Below are 19106 nucleotides of genomic sequence, written 5' to 3' on the forward strand. Positions count from 1 at the left end.
GGGAACGGTGGCGACAAGATCCCGCGCTTCGGGTGCTCAACGCCCGGAATCCACCCAGGAGGCGCCCAGTTCGACCCTCATCGCCCGCCGTATCCGCCGCAGCCTGCCCCACAGCGCGTCGATGCCCCGCTGCACGGCGGCCGGCGAGTCCCCGGCACGCGGCGCGCCCTCGTCCAGGCGCCGGACCATGCCGTAGACCGTGCCCAGGTCACGGCTGAAGTCGCCCGCGAGGTCGAGCACACGCTCCGGCACCCGCAGCTGCGCCTCCGCGTACACGTCCCGGTACTGGTCACGCGCTTCGGTGAGCCGCTGGCGTACGACCCGTACGTCCTCGATCCGGCCCAGCGCGTGCAACTGGTCGGTGAGCGCGGCCAGATACTGCCGGGCGGAGGTGTTCAGCGCCACGTAGCACGACCGCAGTTCCTGGGCCTGCCTGCGCCGCTCCTGCAGTTCCTCGGCGTGCTCCTGCTCGCGTCGGCGGCTGCGGTCGGCCGCGCGCTGGGTCAGCAGCGCGGACAGCAGCGTCCCGACGACCCCGACGACCGCGACCACGAGCGCGGTCGTTCCCCCGACATCCACGCCTCCTCCGTCCGTCGTTCCGCCCCGAGGTCAGCGAAGCACCGGACCCCGGGTCTGGTGAACACCCGGCCCGGACGTCGCCCGGTGTTCGCCCGGGCGCCGACCACGTGGTCGATCCGGGCGCCTGCCGGGCAAATTCCGTTCGCAGTAAGGGAGTTGCGGCGAAAGCGGCGATGGCGGAACCGCCTCCGCCACCGGGCCCTCGTGGACGAGGCCCCCGACCTGATGCCCGAGCACACCCCCGCGCCCCCGGACGCCCCCACGTACTCCCTCTTCGTCTCCGCGATGACGGCCAGTGTGCGGTACTCCGCCACCCGGGATCCGGCCGACCTGAACGCGGCCATCGGCGAACTGGAGCAGGTCCGCGAGCGAGTCCGCCAGGGCCAGTCTCCCCAACTCGCCGCCCCCGCCCTCTGGACGCTCGCGGAGGACTACCGCTAGCGCCTGTCGCACACCCAGGACCCGGCGGACCGGGAGGCCGCCACGGACGCGGCGCTGGAGTCCTTGCAGGCGCTCGCCGGGGACGTCGTCCTGCAGACCGGCCCCGACCACGGGCTGCTGGCCGCCCGGTCCGGAGCCGACCGCGGGATGCGGGCCGCCATCTGGGCGGCGTCCGAGGGCCGGGTCGAGGAGGCCGTGGCGGCGCTCGAACTCGGCCGCGCGCTGGTGCTGCGTGCGGCGTCCACCTCGCGGGCAGTTCCCGAGCTGCTGGAGGCGCGCGGGCACCGGGACCTCGCGCAGGCCTGGCGGGACGCGAGCGTCAACGGCGCCGGGCAGGCCGACGCACTCCCCCGCGAACTGCCCAGCTCCCTGCGCCGCCGCGCCCTGGAGGCGCTCGGCCACCGGGAGCCGGGCGGAGCGCTGTTCGGCACGCCCACGGTGGACGAGCTGCGGGCCGGGGTCGCGCAGGGCGACGCGGACGCGCTGGTGTACCTCATCGCCGGCGAGGGCACCCTGCCCGGGATGGGGATCGTGGTGGGCCCCGACACCGGCACCGGAGTACGGGCGCTGCCGCTGCTGTCCCACGAGAAGAGCGGCCCGCTGGAGCGCTACCTCGACGCGGCCGCGCAACGCCAGCAGAGCCGGGGCTCCGCCCCTGCCACGCAGGCCTGGGAGGAAGCCCTCTCGGAGCTGTGCGACTGGGCGACCGAAGCGGTCGTCGCCCCTCTCATGACGGGCATCGCCGAACGGCTCCAGGCCAACGAGAACCGGCGCCGGGACCGTCCCGGCCCACCCCGGATCGTGCTGGTGCCGTGCGGCCGCCTCGGCATCGTCCCCTGGCACGCGGCCCGCCTGCCGGCCGAGGCGCCCCGCGACCGCGTCTGCCAGATCATGGTGATCAGCTACGCGGCGTCCGGCCGCCAGTTCCTCGACGCGGTGCGGCGCGCCCGGCGCACCCCGGCCGCCGACCCGGTCCTGGTGGCGGACCCCATGGTCTCCCTACCGCATGCGGAGCTGGAGGTGACGGCGCTCCACCGGGCCTTCTACCCACAGGCGCGGCTGTACGGCGACATGTTCGATCCGCCCGTCGAACCGGCAGCGCCCGGCACTCCCGACGACCTTCTCGACGTGCTCGGCGGCAGCCCGTCCCTGCTCCATGTGGCCTGCCACGGCTCGGCCGGCACCAGCCCGACGGAGTCCGCGCTGCAGCTGGCGCACCCCGGCGATCCGGCGGACCCGCCACCGGACGGGCCCGGGCAGCCGGACCCCGCACAGCTGACCGTGGCCCGTCTGCTCGACCGCCCGTCGGTCGAACAGGACGCCGCCGAGGGGCCGTTGGTCGTACTCAGTGCCTGTGAGACGGACCTGAGCAACCGGGACCACGACGAGGCGCTCACGCTGACGACCGCCTTCCTGGCGGGCGGCGCACGCGATGTGGTGGGGTCCCGGTGGGCCGCCGAGGACTCCGCCTCGGCCCTGATGATGGCCGTCTTCCACCACTACCTGGCCGTAGAGGGCCACAGCCCGGTCGACGCCCTGTGGTGCGCCCAGAACTGGATGCTCGACCCCGACCGCCGCGCCCCGGGGTCGCTCGGCGGCCGCCTGCGCGAAGAGCTGGCCAGGGGACCGAGGCTGGACCGCCCGGCGGTCTGGGCCGCCTTCATCCACCAGGGTCATCCCGGCCCGGGCCGGGACTGGGCTACTCGTCCACGACGCGCGCGACCGCCAGCGTGATGTTGTCGGGGCCGCCCGCCGCGATGGCGGCCTTCCACAGCTCGAAGGCCGCCCGGTTGTCCTCGCGCTCCCGCAGCACGTCGTCCAGGACCTCCGGCGGCACCGGATCGGTCAGGCCGTCGGTGCAGATGAGGTAGCGGTCGCCGGGCGACAGGGGCGCGGCCGCCACGTGGGGGCGGATGGGACGGTAGCCGGGGCTGCCGCCCAGACACTGGGTGACGAGGGAGGTGGTGCGCTGCCCGGGTTCGAGGGGAGGGCTGTCGTCGACGCTCAGCTGCCGCAGCCCGTCCTCGGAGACGGCGAGAACCCGGCTGTCGCCCACGTTGAACACCATGAGCGAGCCGGGCTGTACGACGATGCCGGCGACCGTCGTCCCCATGGCGGCCAGCTCACTCGCCTCGTCGCCGCCGGCGGCCAGGTACACGGCGCGGTTGCAGGCGCTCAGGGCGTCGCGGACGGCGTCCTCGCTGCTCAGGGCGGAGCCGATCGACGCGATCCGGCGGGCGACCAGCGCGCTGGCCACGTCACCGCCGGGATGCCCGCCGAGTCCGTCCGCGACGGCGACGACCAGGGGCGTCCCGAGCGGGAAGAACAGCGTCTGCGGGCTCTCGGTCACGGTGGCGCACAAGGTCCACGGGCCCACCACGAGACTGTCCTCGTTCCGCTCACGGAGCAGCCCGGGATGGCTCAGCGCGGTCACAGTCACGTACGGCATGGAACGCCACCGCCTTCCAACCAAAGTCTAGTTTCGTGCCGGAAACCCGGTGGAGGCGCACCGCCCGCTGTGCCTAAGGTCGCGGGATGAGTACCCGAACCTTCCGTATCACCGTCCGCGGCGCCTTCGACGGGCTCGGCGAGGCCCAGCGGGCCGAACTGCTCGCCGACGCCGCCCGGCACGACGTGCTGCAGGCCGCCTACACGCCCGAGGGGCACCTCAGTTACGACATCGCCGCCCGGCCCGCCTTCGTCTTCCGCTTCTCGGACACCGGGGAGGAAGAGGAGGACATCCTGGAGGCGACCGAGCGGGCCGAGGAGGCGGCGAAGGCGTGGCTGACGGAGCGCGACTACGGCTTCAAGAACCTCCGGTCCAGCGCGGAGGACCTCTCCCAGGCGCCGTTGGGGAAGCGGCAGCGGCGCGCCGCGCGTTCCAGCGGCGCATAAACTTGAGCAGTCAAGGAGACGGCAATCAACAGGAGGGCAGCAAGCGGGATGCCGGTGAGTGATGAGTGACGCACTGGACGCGTCGCTGCGGCTGGTGCGGGCGCAGACGGCGCTCGTGCGGCGCTTCGACGCCCGGCTGGGCGGGCTGCACGGGGTGAGCCTGGCCGACTTCACGATGCTGCTGCGCCTGGGGCAGGCACCCGGCGGCCGGATGCGCCGGGTCGATCTGGCCGAGGCACTGGGGCTGACCGCCTCCGGGGTGACCCGCGGGCTGGCTCCCCTGGAGCGGATCGGGCTGGTGACCCGGGAGTCGGACGCCCGTGACGCACGCGTGGCCTACGCGTCGCTGACCGGGACCGGCCGGGAGCGCCTGAAGGAGATGCTGGCCGCGGCCGAGGAGACGGCCGCCGAGATCTTCGCCGGTCCCGCGTGGGGCGAGGAGGACATCGCCCTGCTCTCCGGCCTGCTGACCCGGCTCGGCGGCACGGGACTCACGGGCTGACCTCCGCGCGTCGGGGGCGGGTCGGCGGACCTGCCCCTGACCGGGATCCGGCCACCCCACGGCCTGAACTCGGCGTGTTCCAGGTCACGTTGGGATGTGACCGAATTGTGCGGGGCCTGCGCGCGCAGCCATGGCATGCTCATGGCTCACCACCGAGTTACCTGTCGGTTCTACCCGCGAGTAGCCGGCCGTCGGTGCTGCACTGCCTTCTTCACCACCCCCCACTTCACTCCAGGACCAACCTTGCGCAGACGCATGAGGCACCGGCGTGCCCTCCTGCCCGCCTTCGCCGTGACCGCCCTCCTCCTCGCCGCCGGCTGCTCCTCGCCAGCGCCGCACGCCGCACCACCGGCGGCAGGCCAGGGCCAGGACGTCCGGGCCACCGACGGTCCCACCGGCGACACCGGCCACTCGCTCACCGTCGCGGCGGCCCCCGCCGCCACCGCGACCGCCACGGCCGGCACCACCGGCACGGGCCGGCGGGCGCACAGGACCACGCTCACCGTCAGCTCGTACGACAGCCGGACCCGACGCGCCGTCATCTCCAAGGCACCGGCGAGGAAGAGGACTTCGCAGTCCCCCGCGACCCCCTCGCCCACCTCCTCGGCGGCGCCGCAGAAGACCGCCGTGGGTGACGTCATCGCCAGCGCCCCGGCGCCCGGGGCCCCGCACGGCCTGCTCGCCAAGGTCACCAAGGTGATCGGCGAGAGCGACCGGGGCACCGAGGTGCAGACCGAACCGGCGGCGCTCAACGCGCTGCTGGGCAACGACACGGCCAAGGGCACCGTGCCGGTCGACCCGTCCTCCTTCGCCGTCGACAAGCTGCTGCCCGACGTCAAGGTCTCCTGGTCCAAGGCCGGTGACGTGCACGTCGGGCCCAAGGGCGCGACCGTGCCGCTCGGCAGCCTCCGGCTCGACGTCGGCGCCAAGGTGCAGACGGCCGAGGGCGCCCCGGCCTCGGCCGGCGCCTCGGTGTCCGGGTTCGTCCAGGTGGCCCCGCAGGTCGACTTCAGCTACGGCGGCACAGGGACCGACGCGGCGCCCGGCTCGGCCTACCTCGGCGTCTCCGGCGACTGGAGCTCCGGCTGGGCGGTGAAGGGCCGGGCCGCCGCGACCACCGGCACCCCGCTGCGGATCCCGTTCGCCAAGCTGCACGCCGACCCCGTCCTGCAGGTCGGCCCGGTCCCCGTCGTCGTCAACCTCGACCTGACCTGCTACTTCCAGATCAGCGCCGACGGACATGTGACCGTCGACGTCGAGCAGAGCCTCAAGGGCGACTTCAAGGCGGGCGGCACCTTCGGGGTGGGCAAGGGGTGGACGCCGGTCAGCTCGTCGGACATGACGAGCACGCCCGTCCGGGCCTCCCTCACCACCGCCGGGAGCGTGCAGACGGCTCTCGGCGCCGAGGCGACCGTCGGCCTCTACGGCACCGTCGGCGTCACCGCCGACCTGGCGCCGTACCTGCGCGGCGAGGCGTCCGGGACGGTCACCGCCTCCTCCGACAAGCCCGAGGTGAAGGCCGAGGGCACCTGGGCGGTGTACGGCGGCGTCGACCTGTCGGGGACCCTGCGGATCCAGCTCTCCATCTTCGGCACGCCGGTGCTGCAGCGGAGCGTCCCGCTGGGCTCCCTGCACCGCGAGTGGAAGCTGGCGGGCGGCTCGCTGTCGTCGTAGGCGTCAGGCTGCGCCGCCGGGTGTCCAGCCCTGGCGGCGCAGGACGGCCGACACGTCCGGCGCCCGGTAGTGCTCGCCCTTGAGGACCTTGCCGTCGGAGCGGCGGGCGACCTGGCCGTCCGGGCCCAGCTTGCTCATGTTGGCGCGGTGGATCTCGGCGAGCACCTCGTCGAGATCGATCCCGTGGACCAGTGCGGTGCCGTATGCCACGTACACCACGTCCGCCAGTTCGTGCGCGAGCCTGTCCAGCGGGCCCTCGACCGACACCTCGGCGACCTCCGCGGCCTCCTCGGCGAGCAGTTCCCCGCGGTGCGCGGCCAGTTCGGGTCCCACCTCCGTCGGCCTGGTGCGGGCGTCGAGGCCGAAGGCGTGGTGGAACTCGCGGACGAGACGGGCGGGCGAAGAGCTCATACGGCGACTCTAACGGCCGCCACCGACACCCCCGCCACGCTGCCCGAGGGCCCCGGAGTGACCCCGGCCCTGGTCAGCCCCGCACACGGCCTGGCAGGATCGCCCGCATGTCCAAGGTGTTCCCCCGTATCAGCAGGCGCCGGGCGCTCCAGGGCGCGACCGTCGGCGTCGTGGCCCTCGGGCTGCTGCTGTGGTGGCTGCTGCCGCTGGGCGAGACCCCGCCGAGCGGGACGATCGTCTTCAGTACCGGCACGCCCCGCGGGGTCTACCAGGAGTACGGCGAGCGGCTGCGCACCGAACTGGCCCGGGACATGCCCGGGCTGGAGGTGAAGCTGCTGAACAGCGCCGGCTCGCAGGAGAACGTCGAGCGGGTGGCGACCGGGAAGGCCGACTTCACGATCGCGGCGGCCGACGCGGTGGAGACGTACGAGCTGCAGCGCCGCAGCGGCGCGGACCGGCTGCGCGGTGTGGCCCGGCTCTACGACGACTACGTGCAGCTGGTCGTGCCCCGCGACTCGAAGGTGGACAGCGTCGCGGACCTGCGGCACAAGCGGGTGGCCACCGGGCTGCCCGACTCCGGGGTACGGCTGATCGCGAACCGGGTGCTCAGGGCCGCGGGCATCGACCCGCACAAGGACATCACGCCGATGGCGGAGGGCATAGACACCGGGCCGGACCGGCTGCGGCACGGCAAGATCGACGCCTTCTTCTGGTCGGGCGGGCTGCCCACCAAAGGGCTGGTCGAACTGGCCAGGAAGTACGCCTTCAGGTTCGTACCGATCGACGGCGACCTCGTCACCAAGCTGCACGCCGGCGGGGACGCCGCCCGCTACTACCGGGCCACCAACATGCCCGAGACGGCGTACGCGTCCGTGCAGCACGGCACCGCGGTGCCGACGATCGCGGTGTCCAACGTGCTGATGACCCGCAAGGACATGGATCCCCGGCTGACCGAGTGGGTGACCCGCACGGTGATCAAGAGCCGCGATGGCATCGGCGCCCACGTCCACTCCGCCCAGCTGGTCGACCTGCGCACGGCGATCTACACCGACCCGCTGCCCCTGCAGGAGGGCGCCCGCCGCTACTACTGGTCGGTGAAGCCCTAGTCGGTGAGGGTCTACGGGAGGGCCTGTTCATGAGGGCCTGTTCGTGAGGGCCTGTTCGGTGAAGCCCTAGAAACCGTCCGGGTTCCTCGGCACCGCCACGGTCACCTGGAGTCCCTTCGGCTCGTGGTGCGCGTAGGTGAGCGAGCCGCCGCCCGCCGCGAGCAGGGCGTGGGTGATGGACAGGCCCAGACCCGAGCCCTTGACGTTCTGGTGGCGGCCGCTGCGCCAGAAGCGGTCGCCCACGCGCGCGAGTTCCTCGTCGGTGAGGCCGGGACCGGTGTCGGTGACCACGACCGTCGAGGTGTCGCCGTTGGAGGCGACGGCGACCTCGACCGTGCCGCCCTCGGGCGTGAACTTCACGGCGTTGTCGATCACCGCGTCCAGCGCGCTGGACAACGTGATCGGGTCGGCCCAGGCGGTGGTGGGCGGGCAGTCGCCGACCAGCCGGACGCCCTTGGCGGCGGCGGCCGGTGCCCAGGCGGCCACCCGTTCCTCGGCCAGGGCTCCGACGTCGGTCAGAGCGAGGTCGGCCTCGGCGTGCTCGGCCAGCGCCAGGTCGAGCAGGTCGTCCAGGACCTGCGCGAGGCGCTTGCCCTCGGTGCGGACCGAGGCGATCTCCTCGTTGCCCTGCGGGAGTTCCAGGGCGAGCAGTTCGATGCGCAGCAGCAGCGCAGAGAGCGGGTTGCGCAACTGGTGCGAGGCGTCCGCGACGAAGGCGCGCTGCTGCTCCAGCACGTCCTCGACGTTGTCCGCCATCTCGTTGAACGACCGGGCCAGCCGCCTGAGTTCCGGCGGCCCGCCGGCAACCGCCACCCGGGACTTGAGGCGCCCGGTCGCGATGTCGTGGGTGGTGGCGTCCAGGATCCGCACCGGCCGCAGCACCCAGCCGGTCAGCCGCAGCGCGGCGCCGACGGCGAGCAGCATCGCGGCGATCTCGCCGGCCCCGATGAACAGCCAGCCGCGCAGGGTCCGCCAACGCATCTGCCCGGTGGGCGAGTCGGTGACGACGACCGCCACGACGTCCCCGTCCCGGATCACCGGCGAGGCGACGATCAGCCGGCTGCGCTGCCAGGGCCACACCTGCCGGGGGTCGTGACTGCGGCGGCTCAGCAGCGCCTCGCCGAACGCCTCCCGGACCTCCCCCGTCTGCGGGACGACCCAGTCACCCGGGGCGTTGGCCATGACCGAGCCGTTGCCGTAGAAGACGCCCACGCGGATGCCGTAGACGCCGTAGTAGCTGTCCAGTTCGCGGCGGAGCGTCTCCTGGCGCTCGTCCGGGGCGGTGCGGCGGGATCCGCTGGGCGCGTCGGTGACGAACTGCGCGAGCGCGGCGAAGCGCGCGGTGTCGTCGATCCGGTCGACGACCACCTTCTGCTGCTGGGCTGCGGCCACGCTGACGGCGAGCGGGACGCCGAGGGCGAGGAGTACGGCCGCCATCAGGACGATGAGCAGCGGCAGGAGCCGTGTGCGCACCCGACCCCGCTAGACGGCCGGGGCGACGAGCCGGTAGCCGACGCCGCGTACGGTCTCGATCAGCGCGGGCATGCGCAGCTTGGCGCGCAGGGAGGCGACGTGCACCTCCAGGGTGCGGCCCGTGCCCTCCCAGCTGGTGCGCCAGACCTCGCTGATGATCTGCTCCCGCCGGAAGACGACGCCCGGCCGCTGGGCGAGCAGCGCGAGCAGATCGAACTCCTTGCGGGTCAGTTGGATCACCGAACCGTCCACGCTGACCTGGCGGTTGGGCAGTTCGATGAGCACGGGTCCCAGACGCAGCGAGGTCTCGGCGCCCGGTACCGCGTCCTCGTGGGCGGTGCGCCGGCTGACGGCGTGGATCCGGGCGAGCAGCTCCCCGGTGTCGTACGGCTTCACCACGTAGTCGTCGGCGCCCAGATTGAGCCCGTGGATGCGGGAGCGGACGTCGGAGCGCGCGGTGACCATGATCACCGGCGTGCTGGTGCGCTTGCGGATCTTGCCGCAGACCTCGTAGCCGTCCTGGTCGGGCAGTCCCAGGTCGAGCAGGACCACGCCGAATCCGGCGCCCTCGGGGACGAGTGCCTGGAGGGCCTCCTCGCCGCTGCGCGCGTGGGTGACGTCGAAACCGTGCCGCGCGAGGACCGCGGACAGGGCGGCCGCGACGTGGTTGTCGTCCTCCACGAGCAACAGTCTCATCCCGGCCCCCTCCGGTTCAGCGGTCATACGGTCATGGTTCTCGTTCGGCTTGTAGATCGTGCGCACGCGCGCGTGCACCATGGAAGTCACGCCGATGGACAAGGACGGCGTCAAGAGGGTTCCGGTTGCCTGCCGCTTCCGTTATCCGCCCGATACGCGTACGGGTCTCAAGTGCTACGACACGTGTCCGATTGCTATCGGATCGTGATGCTCAGATTCCCCTCAGATGTGATGACGCTGGTCACCGGCCATCACTACTGTCCACCGAAACCGAGGAGGACGGAGCCTGAGAGCGATGACCAAAGTATCGGTGGCCAAGGAAGACGTGGCCGCGTCCGGCGAACTGGTCGTCCTGAAGAGCGTCAACAAGCACTTCGGCGCGTTGCACGTACTCCAGGACATCGACCTGACGATCGCCCGCGGTGAGGTCGTCGTGGTCATCGGGCCCTCCGGGTCCGGAAAGTCGACCCTGTGCCGCACCATCAACCGCCTGGAGACGATCGACTCGGGCACCATCACGATCGACGGAAAGCCACTGCCCCACGAGGGCAGGGAGCTGGCCCGGCTGCGCGCCGACGTCGGGATGGTCTTCCAGTCCTTCAACCTCTTCGCGCACAAGACCGTGCTCGAGAACGTGATGCTCGGGCAGATCAAGGTCCGCAAGGCGGACAAGAAGCAGGCCGAGGAGAAGGCCCGTGCCCTGCTCGACCGGGTCGGTGTCGGCACCCAGGCCGACAAGTACCCGGCCCAGCTGTCCGGCGGCCAGCAGCAGCGCGTCGCCATCGCCCGAGCGCTGGCGATGGGCCCGAAGGTCATGCTCTTCGACGAGCCGACCTCGGCCCTCGACCCCGAGATGATCAACGAGGTCCTCGAGGTCATGCAACAGCTCGCCCGGGAGGGCATGACGATGATCGTCGTCACCCACGAGATGGGTTTCGCACGATCGGCTGCAAACCGGGTGGTCTTCATGGCAGACGGCCGCATCGTCGAACAGGCTGCGCCCGACCAGTTCTTCAGCAATCCGCGCAGTGACCGGGCCAAGGACTTCCTGTCGAAGATCCTGCACCACTGACGGCACCGAGCCCGCGCGCCCCGGGCGACCCCGGGACCACCCGTCCCTCACGGACCGCGTTCCTCACCACTCAAAGGATGTTCACGATGAAGCTCCGCAAGGTCACCGCCGCCTCCGCCGTCGTACTCGCCCTCACTGTGTCCGCCACCGCGTGCGGCGGCGACAAGAAGGACGAGGGCGGCTCCTCCGGCGGCAAGAAGATCACGGTCGGCATCAAGTTCGACCAGCCCGGCATCGGCCAGAAGACCCCGCAGGGCTACGCGGGCTTCGACGTCGACGTGGCGACCTACGTGGCCGGCAAGCTCGGTTACAAGCCCGGCCAGATCGAGTGGAAGGAGTCGAAGAGCGCCGACCGCGAGACCATGCTGCAGCGCGGTGACGTCGACTTCATCGCGGCCTCCTACTCGATCACCCCGGAGCGTCAGCAGAAGGTCGACTTCGCCGGGCCTTATCTGCTGGCTCACCAGGATGTGCTGCTCCGCGCGGACGAGACGAAGATCAAGTCGCCGGCGGACCTGAACAACAAGAAGCTGTGTTCGGTGTCCGGCTCGACCTCGGCGCAGAACGTCAAGGCCAGGCTGGCCCCCAAGGCCGACCTCGTGACGTACCCGACCTACTCGGCCTGCCTGTCGGGCCTGCAGAGCGGCGCCATCGACGCCCTCACCACGGACGACTCGATCCTCGCCGGTTACGCCGCTCAGGCCCAGTTCAAGGGCAAGTTCAAGCTGGGCGGCTTCAAGATGACCAACGAGAACTACGGCATCGGCGTCAAGAAGGGCAGCGACCTCAAGGCCAAGATCAACAAGGCTCTTGAGGAGATGGTTTCCGACGGTTCCTGGGAGACAGCCGTGAAGAAGAACTTCGGCCCGGCCAACTACAAGAACGAACCCGCCCCGAAGACCGGCGACATCAAGAGCTGAGGCAACGCCCCACCGGTGCGCCGTCCCCGAGACGGCGGCGGTGCACCGGGGGCATCCCTACACGCGGAAGCGCGGGAGATCGTGTTCGACTTTCTTGACAAGTACGACGTGCTGGGCGCCTTCTGGACGACAGTGCAGCTGACGCTGTTGTCCGCGGTGGGCTCCTTGGTCTGGGGCACTCTGCTGGCCGCCATGCGGGTGGGCCCGGTGCCACTCATGCGCGGTTTCGGCACCGCCTACGTCAACATCGTGCGGAACATCCCACTCACGGTGATCATCCTGTTCTCCTCGCTCGGCCTGAATCAGACACTGGAAATCAGCCTCGGTGCGCACGACTTCAAGACGATCAACTTCCGGCTGGCCGTGCTCGGTCTGATCGTCTACACCTCGGCCTTCGTGTGCGAGGCGATCCGGGCCGGCATCAACACCGTGCCGGTCGGCCAAGCGGAGGCGGCACGGGCCATCGGTCTCAGCTTCGCCCAGGTTCTGGGTCTGGTCGTGCTGCCGCAGGCGTTCCGCGCGGCGGTCGGCCCGCTGGCCAACGTGCTGATCGCGTTGACGAAGAACACGACGGTGGCCGCCGCGATCGGCGTCGTGGAGGCGGCGTACCTGATGAAGGACATGATCGAGAAAGAGGCGCAACTGCTGGCGGTCTCGGCGGTCATCGCCTTCGGGTTCGTCTGCCTGACCCTGCCGACCGGTCTGATCCTCGGCTGGGTGAGCAAGAAGGTGGCGGTGAAGCGATGAGTGCGGTCCTGTACGACGCTCAGGGGCCCCGCGCCAAGCGGCGCAACGTCCTGTACACGGCGGTCTTCGTCGTCGTCCTCATGGCCCTCGCATGGTGGGTGTACATGTCCCTCGACGACAAGGGGCAGCTGGCCTGGTCGTTGTGGAAGCCCTTCTTCAGCGGCACCGAGGCGTACTCGACGTACATCTGGCCCGGCCTGCAGAACACCCTGAAGGCGGCGGCGTTGGCGATGGTCATCGCGCTTCCGCTGGGTGCCGTCCTCGGTATCGCCCGGCTCTCGGACCACGTGTGGGTGCGCGTACCGGCCGGAATCGTGGTCGAGTTCTTCCGTTCGATCCCCGTCCTGGTCCTGATGATCTTCGGGAACGCGCTCTACGCCCAGTACACGGACGTCGCTTCGGACGACCGTCCGCTCTACGCAGTCGTGACTGGCCTCGTGCTGTACAACGCATCGGTGCTCGCGGAGATCGTCCGCGCGGGCATTCTCGCTCTGCCGAAGGGCCAGTCCGAGGCGGCCATGGCGATCGGCCTGCGCAAGGGTCAGGTGATGCGGCTCATCCTGTTGCCGCAGGCGGTCACCACGATGCTTCCGGCCATTGTCAGCCAGCTTGTCGTGATCGTGAAGGACACCGCCCTCGGCGGTGCGGTCCTCACCTTCCCCGAACTGCTGGCCTCGGCCAACACTATGAGTGGCTACTACGGCAACATCATCGCCTCCCTCACCGTCGTGGCCGTGATCTTCGTGATCATCAACTTCTCGCTGACCTCGTTCGCGAGCTGGCTGGAGGGACGGCTGCGGCGGCGCAAGAAGTCGACCGGCGCGGTACTCGGGCCCGAGGACCTGGCGAACATCTCGGGTACGGCGGCGACCGGAGACGGCGCCGGCGCCGGGACCGGCCCCGGTGGCATCGTCTGATAAGCCGTCACTTCACCCGTACGGCCCCCGGAGGCAGTGGCATGATCGCCACTGCCTCTGGTCACTTGACGCAAACTCTGCCAATGGGTTGCATACGTTCTGTGATCGTGCACCCCGCTTCACCTCTCTGTTCCTCCCTGTCCGTCAGGGCACCGCTGCGGGCAGGAGGCGCTGCGCCGTGGATCCGGTGATCATCGTCGGAGCGGGGCCCGTCGGGCTCACGCTCGCCCTGGCGCTGGCCCGTCAGGAGGTGCCCTCCGTCCTCCTGGACGAGGGCCCCGGCAAGGACGAACCACGCCCGGCGCGCACCGTCGTGCTGCGCGAGGACACGGCCGCCCTGCTGGAGCGGCTGACCGCAGTCGCGTTCGGTGACCACGGTGTGAGATGGACCGGATGGCGGTCGGTCAGGCGCCGGCAGGTGATGAACGAGATCACCTTCGAAGAGGGCGATCCCGCGGCCCCGCTGCACCTCGCCCAGCACGTCCTCACCGGTGCCCTGCGCGCGGCCGTCGCGCGCGAGCCGCTGGTCGAGGTCGCCGCGGACAGCCGGCTCGACTCGATCGAGCAGGAGCGTTCCGGCATCTCCGCCCACACCCGCGGCCCCAAGGGCACCTGGTGGCGCGGCAGTTATCTGGTCGGCTGCGACGGGCCCCGCTCGACCGTGCGCAAGCTGCAGGACATCCGCTTCCCGGGCCGTACGGCGGTGGAGCGGCACGCGGTCGCGGCCCTGCGTGTGGAACTTCCGTGGGAGGGCCAGGCGTTGCTCCATCGGATGCCGCCGTGGCGGTCGTCCGGGCCCTCGGCCGGGGAGGTGACCGCCCGCCCCCTCCCGGACGGCGTGTGGCGTCTGGACTGGCTGCTGCCGCCGGGCAAGGACCTGGTCACGCCCGACATCCTGGTGGCCCGGATCCGCGAGACCCTCGCGGGCTGGACGGACGGCACCACACCGGCGTACGACCTCCTCGACACCGGTGTCCACACGGTGCACCACCGGCTGGCCCGGCGCTGGCGGGCCGGCCGGGTCTTCCTCGCCGGGGACGCGGCCCACCTGCTCGGCGCGCTCGGCACCCAGGGGCTCGACGAGGGCCTCCGGGACGCCGACAACCTGGCCTGGAAGCTGGCCCCGGCCTGGCACCACGGGCACCACGAGGCACTGCTCGACAGCTACCAGGCCGAGCGGCGCGCGGTGGTGGCCGCCCGGCTGCGCGCCGCCGACCAGCTGCTGCCGGTGCTGCGCGGCGGAGGCGGGCTGCGGCACTACGTCCCCGGCGCCGCCCGGGGTCACGACGCGCTGCTCACGGACGGTCATCTGGGGCGCGGCCCGGTGGGTGCGCCGGGGGCGTACGCCGACTCGCCGCTCGCACCCCGACACCTGGAGGCGGAGATCCCGGTCGACACCCCGTTCGGCTCGCCGGTCACCGATGTTGGGGTCACCGCGGAGGACGGTTCCTTCGTACAACTGCGCGACCGGCTGGGCCGTGGCGCGCTGCTCGTCGTGCTGATCGCACCGGGCACGGGCGTGTGGGACCGCAAGCACTGGGTGTCGGCCGGGGTCATGCCCCGGCTCGCCGCCGCGGTGACGGCGCTTCCGCACCCGGCCGAGCTGCTGGTCGCCGAGGACTACCCGGGTGCGCCGGCGCACAGCGTGCTGCTCGTGCGCCCCGACGGCCATCTGGTCACCGCGCTGAGCGGGGTGCGTCCGGCCGACCTGTACGCGGCGGCCGAGGCGACGCTCGGCGGCGCCGTGAAGAAGGAGGAGAAGGAGAAGGAGAAGGAGGAGGCGGAGGCCGGCTCCGGCGCGCGCTGACCGTCCGCCCGGTCACCCTCTGTCCACATGGTGACGGTGAGTTGACCGGAGTACAGCACCGTGCTGTACTCCGATCGTGACCGACACCTGTGTGCGCCTGTGGCGGAGGGTCCATATGGACCTCGTCCGCTATGCGGGCTGCGTGTGTCGCCCGTCCTGCTGAATTCGCTCCCCCTCTTCTTTCTCCGGGCGCCGTTGTGCGCCCGTTCGGCGAACCCTCTTCAGGACGGTGCACGTGTCCGTATCCTCTGTATCCCCCTCCGTCTCCCCCGCTGCCACCGTCAGTGTGGCCGGCTCGGTGCCGGCCCAGGCGGACCTCCTCGACTTCGCGCGGCGCACGGCCGCCGACACCGAGCTGATCGCGTCGCTGCCGCTCGACCCGGAGGGCCGCACCTGGGTGCGCCTCGAGGGCCCCGACGGCAGCGAGGCCTGGCTGATCGGCTGGCCGCCCGGCACCGGCACCGGCTGGCACGACCACGCCGACTCGGTCGGCGCCTTCGTCACCGCGGCGGGTGAACTCAAGGAGTACTCGCTGGCCGCCCGGCTGCCCACCGACGGCTGGAGGACCCTGGAACTCACCGAGGGCGTCGACCGCGAGCGTCGGCTGCCCGCCGGGCAGGGCCGCTCCTTCGGCCGCCACCACGTGCACGAGGTGCTGAACGAGGCCCCGGACCGGCATGCGATCTCCGTCCACGCCTACTACCCGCCGCTGCCGCGGATCCGTCGCTACAGTCGCACGGGTCAGGTGCTGCGCCTGGAGCAGGTCGAGCGCCCGGAGGACTGGCAGTGAGCGACGGTACGGAGACCCGGCCGGTCGGCGTCGACGACCTGCTGGAGCGGGTCCGCGCGGGCTACCGGCGCATCGAGGCACAGGAGGCGTACGAGGCGGCCGGCAGCGGTGCGGCCCTGCTGGTCGACATCCGGTACGCGGCCCTGCGCGAGCGGGACGGCGTGATCCCCGGCGCGCTCGTCGTCGAGCGCAACGAACTGGAGTGGCGCCTCGATCCCCAGGGCAGCCACCGGGTCCCCGAGGCCACCGGCCACGACTTGCGCGTCGTCGTCATCTGCAACGAGGGCTACGCCTCCAGCCTGGCAGCCGCCTCCCTCCATCAGCTGGGCCTGCACCGGGCGACGGACCTGGTGGGCGGCTTCCAGGCGTGGCGGACGCAGGGGCTGCCGGTGGAGCCGGTGACCGGCTGACGCAGGCTCAGCGGGGCGGCGACCAAGGCCTGTCCCTACTCCTTACTCCTTCGCCGTGGCCACCGTCACCGCCGGGACACGCAGCGCCGCGCGTCCCGGAAGGGCGCTGGACACGAGCGCGAGAAGGCCGGCGAGGGCGACCACGCCGACGTAGAGCAGGGGCGTGACCGTGGGGGCCGCCCGGCCGGTCATGCCGACGCTGAACGCGGTGAGTACGGCGAGCGCGATGCCGCTGCCGAGCGTGGTGGCGAGAAGCAGCACCGACAGTGCCTCGGTGCGCAGCACGCGCAGCACCTGACGGCGGGTCGCTCCGGCGAGGCGGAGCAGGGCGAACTCCCGGACACGTTCAGCGACGGACATGGCGAGGGTGTTGACGACGGCGATGGCGGTGAAGGCCAGCACCAGCCCCATGGCCAGATAGTTGACCTCGGCGTTCGCCTGCTGCCGGTCGGCCTGGAGGGAATCCGCGGCGGCCGGCGAAAGAATCCGCAGACCCGGGAACTCACGCAGTGTAGTCGCGAGTTGTGTCTTTGTACGGGTCGTGCTGACGAGGACGGAGGAGGCGAGCGGGTTGTCGATGTGCCGGGCCACGAGGTCGTGGGCGAAGGTGAGGTCGCCGAAGCCGAGACCCCGGGCGTAGACGGCGGCGACGGTGAGCGTGGCGGGCGTGCCGTCGCCGAGCGTGAGTTTCAGAGTACTCCCGGGCTTCAAGTGGTGCTGGTCCGCGGCCAGTTCGCTGACGGCGACGGTGCCGGGGGCGAGATCGCGGAGGGAGCCGGCGGTGACCTTCGGGTCCCAGGTGCGGGTCAGACCGGTCGGCGTGAGGCCCTGGGCCGCGTATTTGTCGAGGCCGATGCGGACGGTCGTGCGGACCACCTCGGTGACGGTGTCGTGCTGCTCGCGCAGCCGCCGTGCGGCCTCGCCCGGGACGCCGGGCCCCTGGGCGGCGACGACCCAGTCGGCGGTGACCCCCTCACGCGCCTGGGTCCGGGCGGCGTCGCCGAGGGTCGACTGGACGAACAGGACGGTGCAGGTCATGCCGATGAGCAGGGTGAGGGGGGTGACGACGGAGGCCATCCGGGTGGCGTTGCCGCGCAGGTTGGCGGTGGCGAGGCGGCCGCCGTGACCGGTGAGCCGCAGGGGACCGGCCAGCAGCAGCGCGGCCGCCTTGACCAGCAGCGGGCCGAGCAGGGCGACGGAGGTGGACAGGACGACGACGGCGAGGAAGGTCACGGGCGTCGAGGCGGGCTCGGTGCGCAGGGAGGTGAGGACGGCGACGAGGACGACTCCGCCGGCGAGGAGCAGCAGACCGGCGGCGATGCGCCCCCAGGCCGGGCGGGTGCGCTCGGTCCTGGCCTCGGCCAGGGCTTCCGCCGGGCGGATCCCGGCGATCCTGCGGGAGGCGATCCGGGCCGCCGCCCAGGCACCGAGCAGGGTGGCGGCGAGGGCGGCGAGCGGCGGGAAGACGCTGACGGAGTGCTGGAGCGTGACGGGTACGGCGCCGAGGGCGACGAACCTGGAGTGCAGCCAGCCGCCCAGCGGCAGCCCGAGCAGGGCACCGGTGCTGCCCGCCGCCGCACCGACGATCAGTGCCTCCCGGCCCAGCAGCGTGCGGATCTGTCCGGGCGTGGCGGCGATGGCGCGGAGCAGGGCGAGTTCGCGGTGGCGCTGCTGGACGGAGAGCGCGAAGGTGCCGACGACCACGAGCACCGCCACCAGCAGCGAGGTGCCGCCCATCGCGCCGCCCATGCTGACCAGCCGGGTGCGGGCGGCAGCCGCGTCCAGGAACTCTACGGGACCACGGGCGTCGCCGGTGCTGACCTGCGCGGTGGTGCCGTGCAGCGCCCGCACCACGGCCTGCCGCACCGCCTCCGGGCCGGTGCCCTTGGCCGGGAGCACGCCGAAAGCGGTGACCTGTCCGGGGTGCGCGGCCAGCCGCTCGGCCTCCGCCGTGGAGAAGAACAGCGATGTCTGGTGGCGAACGGCGGTGGCCGGTGTGGCGACACCGGTGATCCGGTAGCTGCGCGGGGACTGCGTCGACTGCACGGTGAGGTGGTCGCCGGGCCCAAGGTGGGCGCGTGCCGCGAGGTCGTCGTCGATGACGAGGTCACCGGCGGCCTGGGGCGCGCCGCCCGCGGTCAGCCGGTACGGCGTCAGCGCCGCGGAGTCCCAGGCATGCCCGTAGGCGGTACGACCGCCGGTGCCGGCCGGGGTCATCGGCTGTGCGAGGAAGGTCAGTTCGGGGACGACACGGGCGACGCCGGGGGTGCGGGCGAGGGTTGCCCGCAGGTCGGCGGAGAGCCAGGCGCGTTCGGCGATGGGTTTCGCCTTGTGCTTGACCTTGGTCTTGCCCTTCTTGTGCTTCACGGTGGTCCGGTGGACGTACTGGTCGGCGGAGACCACGACGGGAGCGGCGGCATAGCGCTCGGTGCGGATGGTGCCGCGCAGGCCGGTGTCGAGGAGGGTGCCGCAGGCGGTGATCAGAGCGGCCGCGCACATCAGGGCGATGAAGGCACCGAGAAAGCCCGCCTTTCGGGCGCGGACGGTCTGGAGGGCGTAACGCAGCATCATGGGGGCGGGCTCTCTTCTGTTGTGCGTCTCGGGGTCCGTGCGCCGCCCGGCCTCGGCGTGGGCCGTGGTCCGGGGCATGGATACACACTCGCGCG

Annotated in this window: 20 protein-coding genes; 14 read left to right on the forward strand and 6 right to left on the reverse strand. The window is 71.9% G+C overall.

Translation table 11 applies throughout. The features are described from left to right. Window positions 1-36 precede the first annotated feature (36 nt). The gene (locus tag ACWC5O_RS16055; RefSeq protein WP_450586877.1) at window positions 37-579 is read right to left on the reverse strand and encodes a hypothetical protein; all 543 of its coding nucleotides are present in this window, start codon (window positions 577-579) and stop codon (window positions 37-39) included. Between the two features lie 204 nt (window positions 580-783). Between ACWC5O_RS16055 and ACWC5O_RS16060 the strand changes: the two genes are divergently transcribed. Continuing rightward, window positions 784-1020, forward strand: a complete 237-nt coding sequence (locus ACWC5O_RS16060) for a hypothetical protein (protein WP_450586876.1) — start codon at window positions 784-786, stop codon at window positions 1018-1020. A 63-nt stretch (window positions 1021-1083) separates the two neighbouring features. Beyond that, complete coding sequence (locus ACWC5O_RS16065; protein WP_450586874.1) at window positions 1084-2754, forward strand: CHAT domain-containing protein; 1671 nt, start codon at window positions 1084-1086, stop codon at window positions 2752-2754. On the opposite strand, the gene ACWC5O_RS16070 is transcribed toward ACWC5O_RS16065, so the two are convergent. Then, on the reverse strand, window positions 2720-3469 hold the full coding sequence (locus tag ACWC5O_RS16070; protein WP_450586872.1) for a PP2C family protein-serine/threonine phosphatase: 750 nt from the start codon (window positions 3467-3469) through the stop codon (window positions 2720-2722). The two genes, ACWC5O_RS16065 and ACWC5O_RS16070, sit on opposite strands and share 35 nt — an antisense overlap. Before the next feature lie 86 nt (window positions 3470-3555). On the opposite strand from ACWC5O_RS16070, the gene ACWC5O_RS16075 reads away from it, so the two are divergent. The 3 genes from ACWC5O_RS16075 to ACWC5O_RS16085 all read left to right on the forward strand — a co-directional run bounded on the left by ACWC5O_RS16075 (window position 3556) and on the right by ACWC5O_RS16085 (window position 6091). Continuing rightward, window positions 3556-3915: a DUF6204 family protein gene (locus ACWC5O_RS16075; RefSeq protein WP_450586870.1), complete on the forward strand. Its 360-nt coding sequence runs from the start codon at window positions 3556-3558 to the stop codon at window positions 3913-3915. A 61-nt stretch (window positions 3916-3976) separates the two neighbouring features. Further along, a complete protein-coding gene (locus ACWC5O_RS16080; protein ID WP_450586869.1) occupies window positions 3977-4417 on the forward strand; it encodes a MarR family winged helix-turn-helix transcriptional regulator in 441 nt (146 codons plus the stop codon). Between the two features lie 255 nt (window positions 4418-4672). Further along, window positions 4673-6091, forward strand: a complete 1419-nt coding sequence (locus ACWC5O_RS16085) for a hypothetical protein (protein WP_450586868.1) — start codon at window positions 4673-4675, stop codon at window positions 6089-6091. A 3-nt stretch (window positions 6092-6094) separates the two neighbouring features. Here ACWC5O_RS16085 and ACWC5O_RS16090 read toward each other — a convergent pair whose 3' ends face one another. Continuing rightward, window positions 6095-6502, reverse strand: coding sequence for a pyrophosphohydrolase domain-containing protein (locus ACWC5O_RS16090; RefSeq protein ID WP_450586866.1), 408 nt, complete (start codon window positions 6500-6502; stop codon window positions 6095-6097). A 107-nt stretch (window positions 6503-6609) separates the two neighbouring features. On the opposite strand from ACWC5O_RS16090, the gene ACWC5O_RS16095 reads away from it, so the two are divergent. After that, entirely contained in the window at window positions 6610-7608 is a 999-nt protein-coding gene (locus tag ACWC5O_RS16095; RefSeq protein ID WP_450586864.1) for a TAXI family TRAP transporter solute-binding subunit, read from the forward strand. A gap of 66 nt (window positions 7609-7674) precedes the next feature. Here ACWC5O_RS16095 and ACWC5O_RS16100 read toward each other — a convergent pair whose 3' ends face one another. Then, the gene (locus tag ACWC5O_RS16100; RefSeq protein WP_450586862.1) at window positions 7675-9081 is read right to left on the reverse strand and encodes an ATP-binding protein; all 1407 of its coding nucleotides are present in this window, start codon (window positions 9079-9081) and stop codon (window positions 7675-7677) included. 9 nt (window positions 9082-9090) lie between these two features. After that, the gene (locus ACWC5O_RS16105; protein ID WP_450587119.1) at window positions 9091-9777 is read right to left on the reverse strand and encodes a response regulator transcription factor; all 687 of its coding nucleotides are present in this window, start codon (window positions 9775-9777) and stop codon (window positions 9091-9093) included. 295 nt (window positions 9778-10072) lie between these two features. Between ACWC5O_RS16105 and ACWC5O_RS16110 the strand changes: the two genes are divergently transcribed. The 8 genes from ACWC5O_RS16110 to ACWC5O_RS16145 all read left to right on the forward strand — a co-directional run bounded on the left by ACWC5O_RS16110 (window position 10073) and on the right by ACWC5O_RS16145 (window position 16440). Beyond that, the gene (locus ACWC5O_RS16110; protein ID WP_450586860.1) at window positions 10073-10849 is read left to right on the forward strand and encodes an amino acid ABC transporter ATP-binding protein; all 777 of its coding nucleotides are present in this window, start codon (window positions 10073-10075) and stop codon (window positions 10847-10849) included. Between the two features lie 86 nt (window positions 10850-10935). Further along, window positions 10936-11769, forward strand: coding sequence for a glutamate ABC transporter substrate-binding protein (locus ACWC5O_RS16115; protein ID WP_450586858.1), 834 nt, complete (start codon window positions 10936-10938; stop codon window positions 11767-11769). Between the two features lie 81 nt (window positions 11770-11850). Continuing rightward, on the forward strand, window positions 11851-12516 hold the full coding sequence (locus ACWC5O_RS16120) for an amino acid ABC transporter permease (RefSeq protein ID WP_450586857.1): 666 nt from the start codon (window positions 11851-11853) through the stop codon (window positions 12514-12516). Continuing rightward, on the forward strand, window positions 12513-13433 hold the full coding sequence (locus ACWC5O_RS16125) for an amino acid ABC transporter permease (RefSeq protein WP_450586855.1): 921 nt from the start codon (window positions 12513-12515) through the stop codon (window positions 13431-13433). The genes ACWC5O_RS16120 and ACWC5O_RS16125 overlap by 4 nt, the downstream gene beginning before the upstream one ends. Window positions 13434-13611: 178 nt before the next feature. Beyond that, window positions 13612-15240 carry an FAD-dependent monooxygenase gene (locus tag ACWC5O_RS16130; RefSeq protein ID WP_450586853.1) on the forward strand — a complete coding sequence of 543 codons (1629 nt, stop codon included), beginning with the start codon at window positions 13612-13614 and terminating at the stop codon, window positions 15238-15240. A gap of 115 nt (window positions 15241-15355) precedes the next feature. Continuing rightward, entirely contained in the window at window positions 15356-15403 is a 48-nt protein-coding gene (locus ACWC5O_RS16135) for a hypothetical protein (RefSeq protein ID WP_309506048.1), read from the forward strand. 72 nt (window positions 15404-15475) lie between these two features. Continuing rightward, the gene (locus ACWC5O_RS16140) at window positions 15476-16030 is read left to right on the forward strand and encodes a cysteine dioxygenase (RefSeq protein ID WP_450586851.1); all 555 of its coding nucleotides are present in this window, start codon (window positions 15476-15478) and stop codon (window positions 16028-16030) included. After that, the gene (locus ACWC5O_RS16145) at window positions 16027-16440 is read left to right on the forward strand and encodes a rhodanese-like domain-containing protein (protein ID WP_450586849.1); all 414 of its coding nucleotides are present in this window, start codon (window positions 16027-16029) and stop codon (window positions 16438-16440) included. The genes ACWC5O_RS16140 and ACWC5O_RS16145 overlap by 4 nt, the downstream gene beginning before the upstream one ends. A 42-nt stretch (window positions 16441-16482) precedes the next feature. On the opposite strand, the gene ACWC5O_RS16150 is transcribed toward ACWC5O_RS16145, so the two are convergent. Further along, window positions 16483-19011 carry an ABC transporter permease gene (locus ACWC5O_RS16150; protein WP_450587117.1) on the reverse strand — a complete coding sequence of 843 codons (2529 nt, stop codon included), beginning with the start codon at window positions 19009-19011 and terminating at the stop codon, window positions 16483-16485. Window positions 19012-19106: the final 95 nt, after the last annotated feature.

The sequence above is a fragment of the Streptomyces sp. NPDC001450 genome (assembly GCF_053597295.1).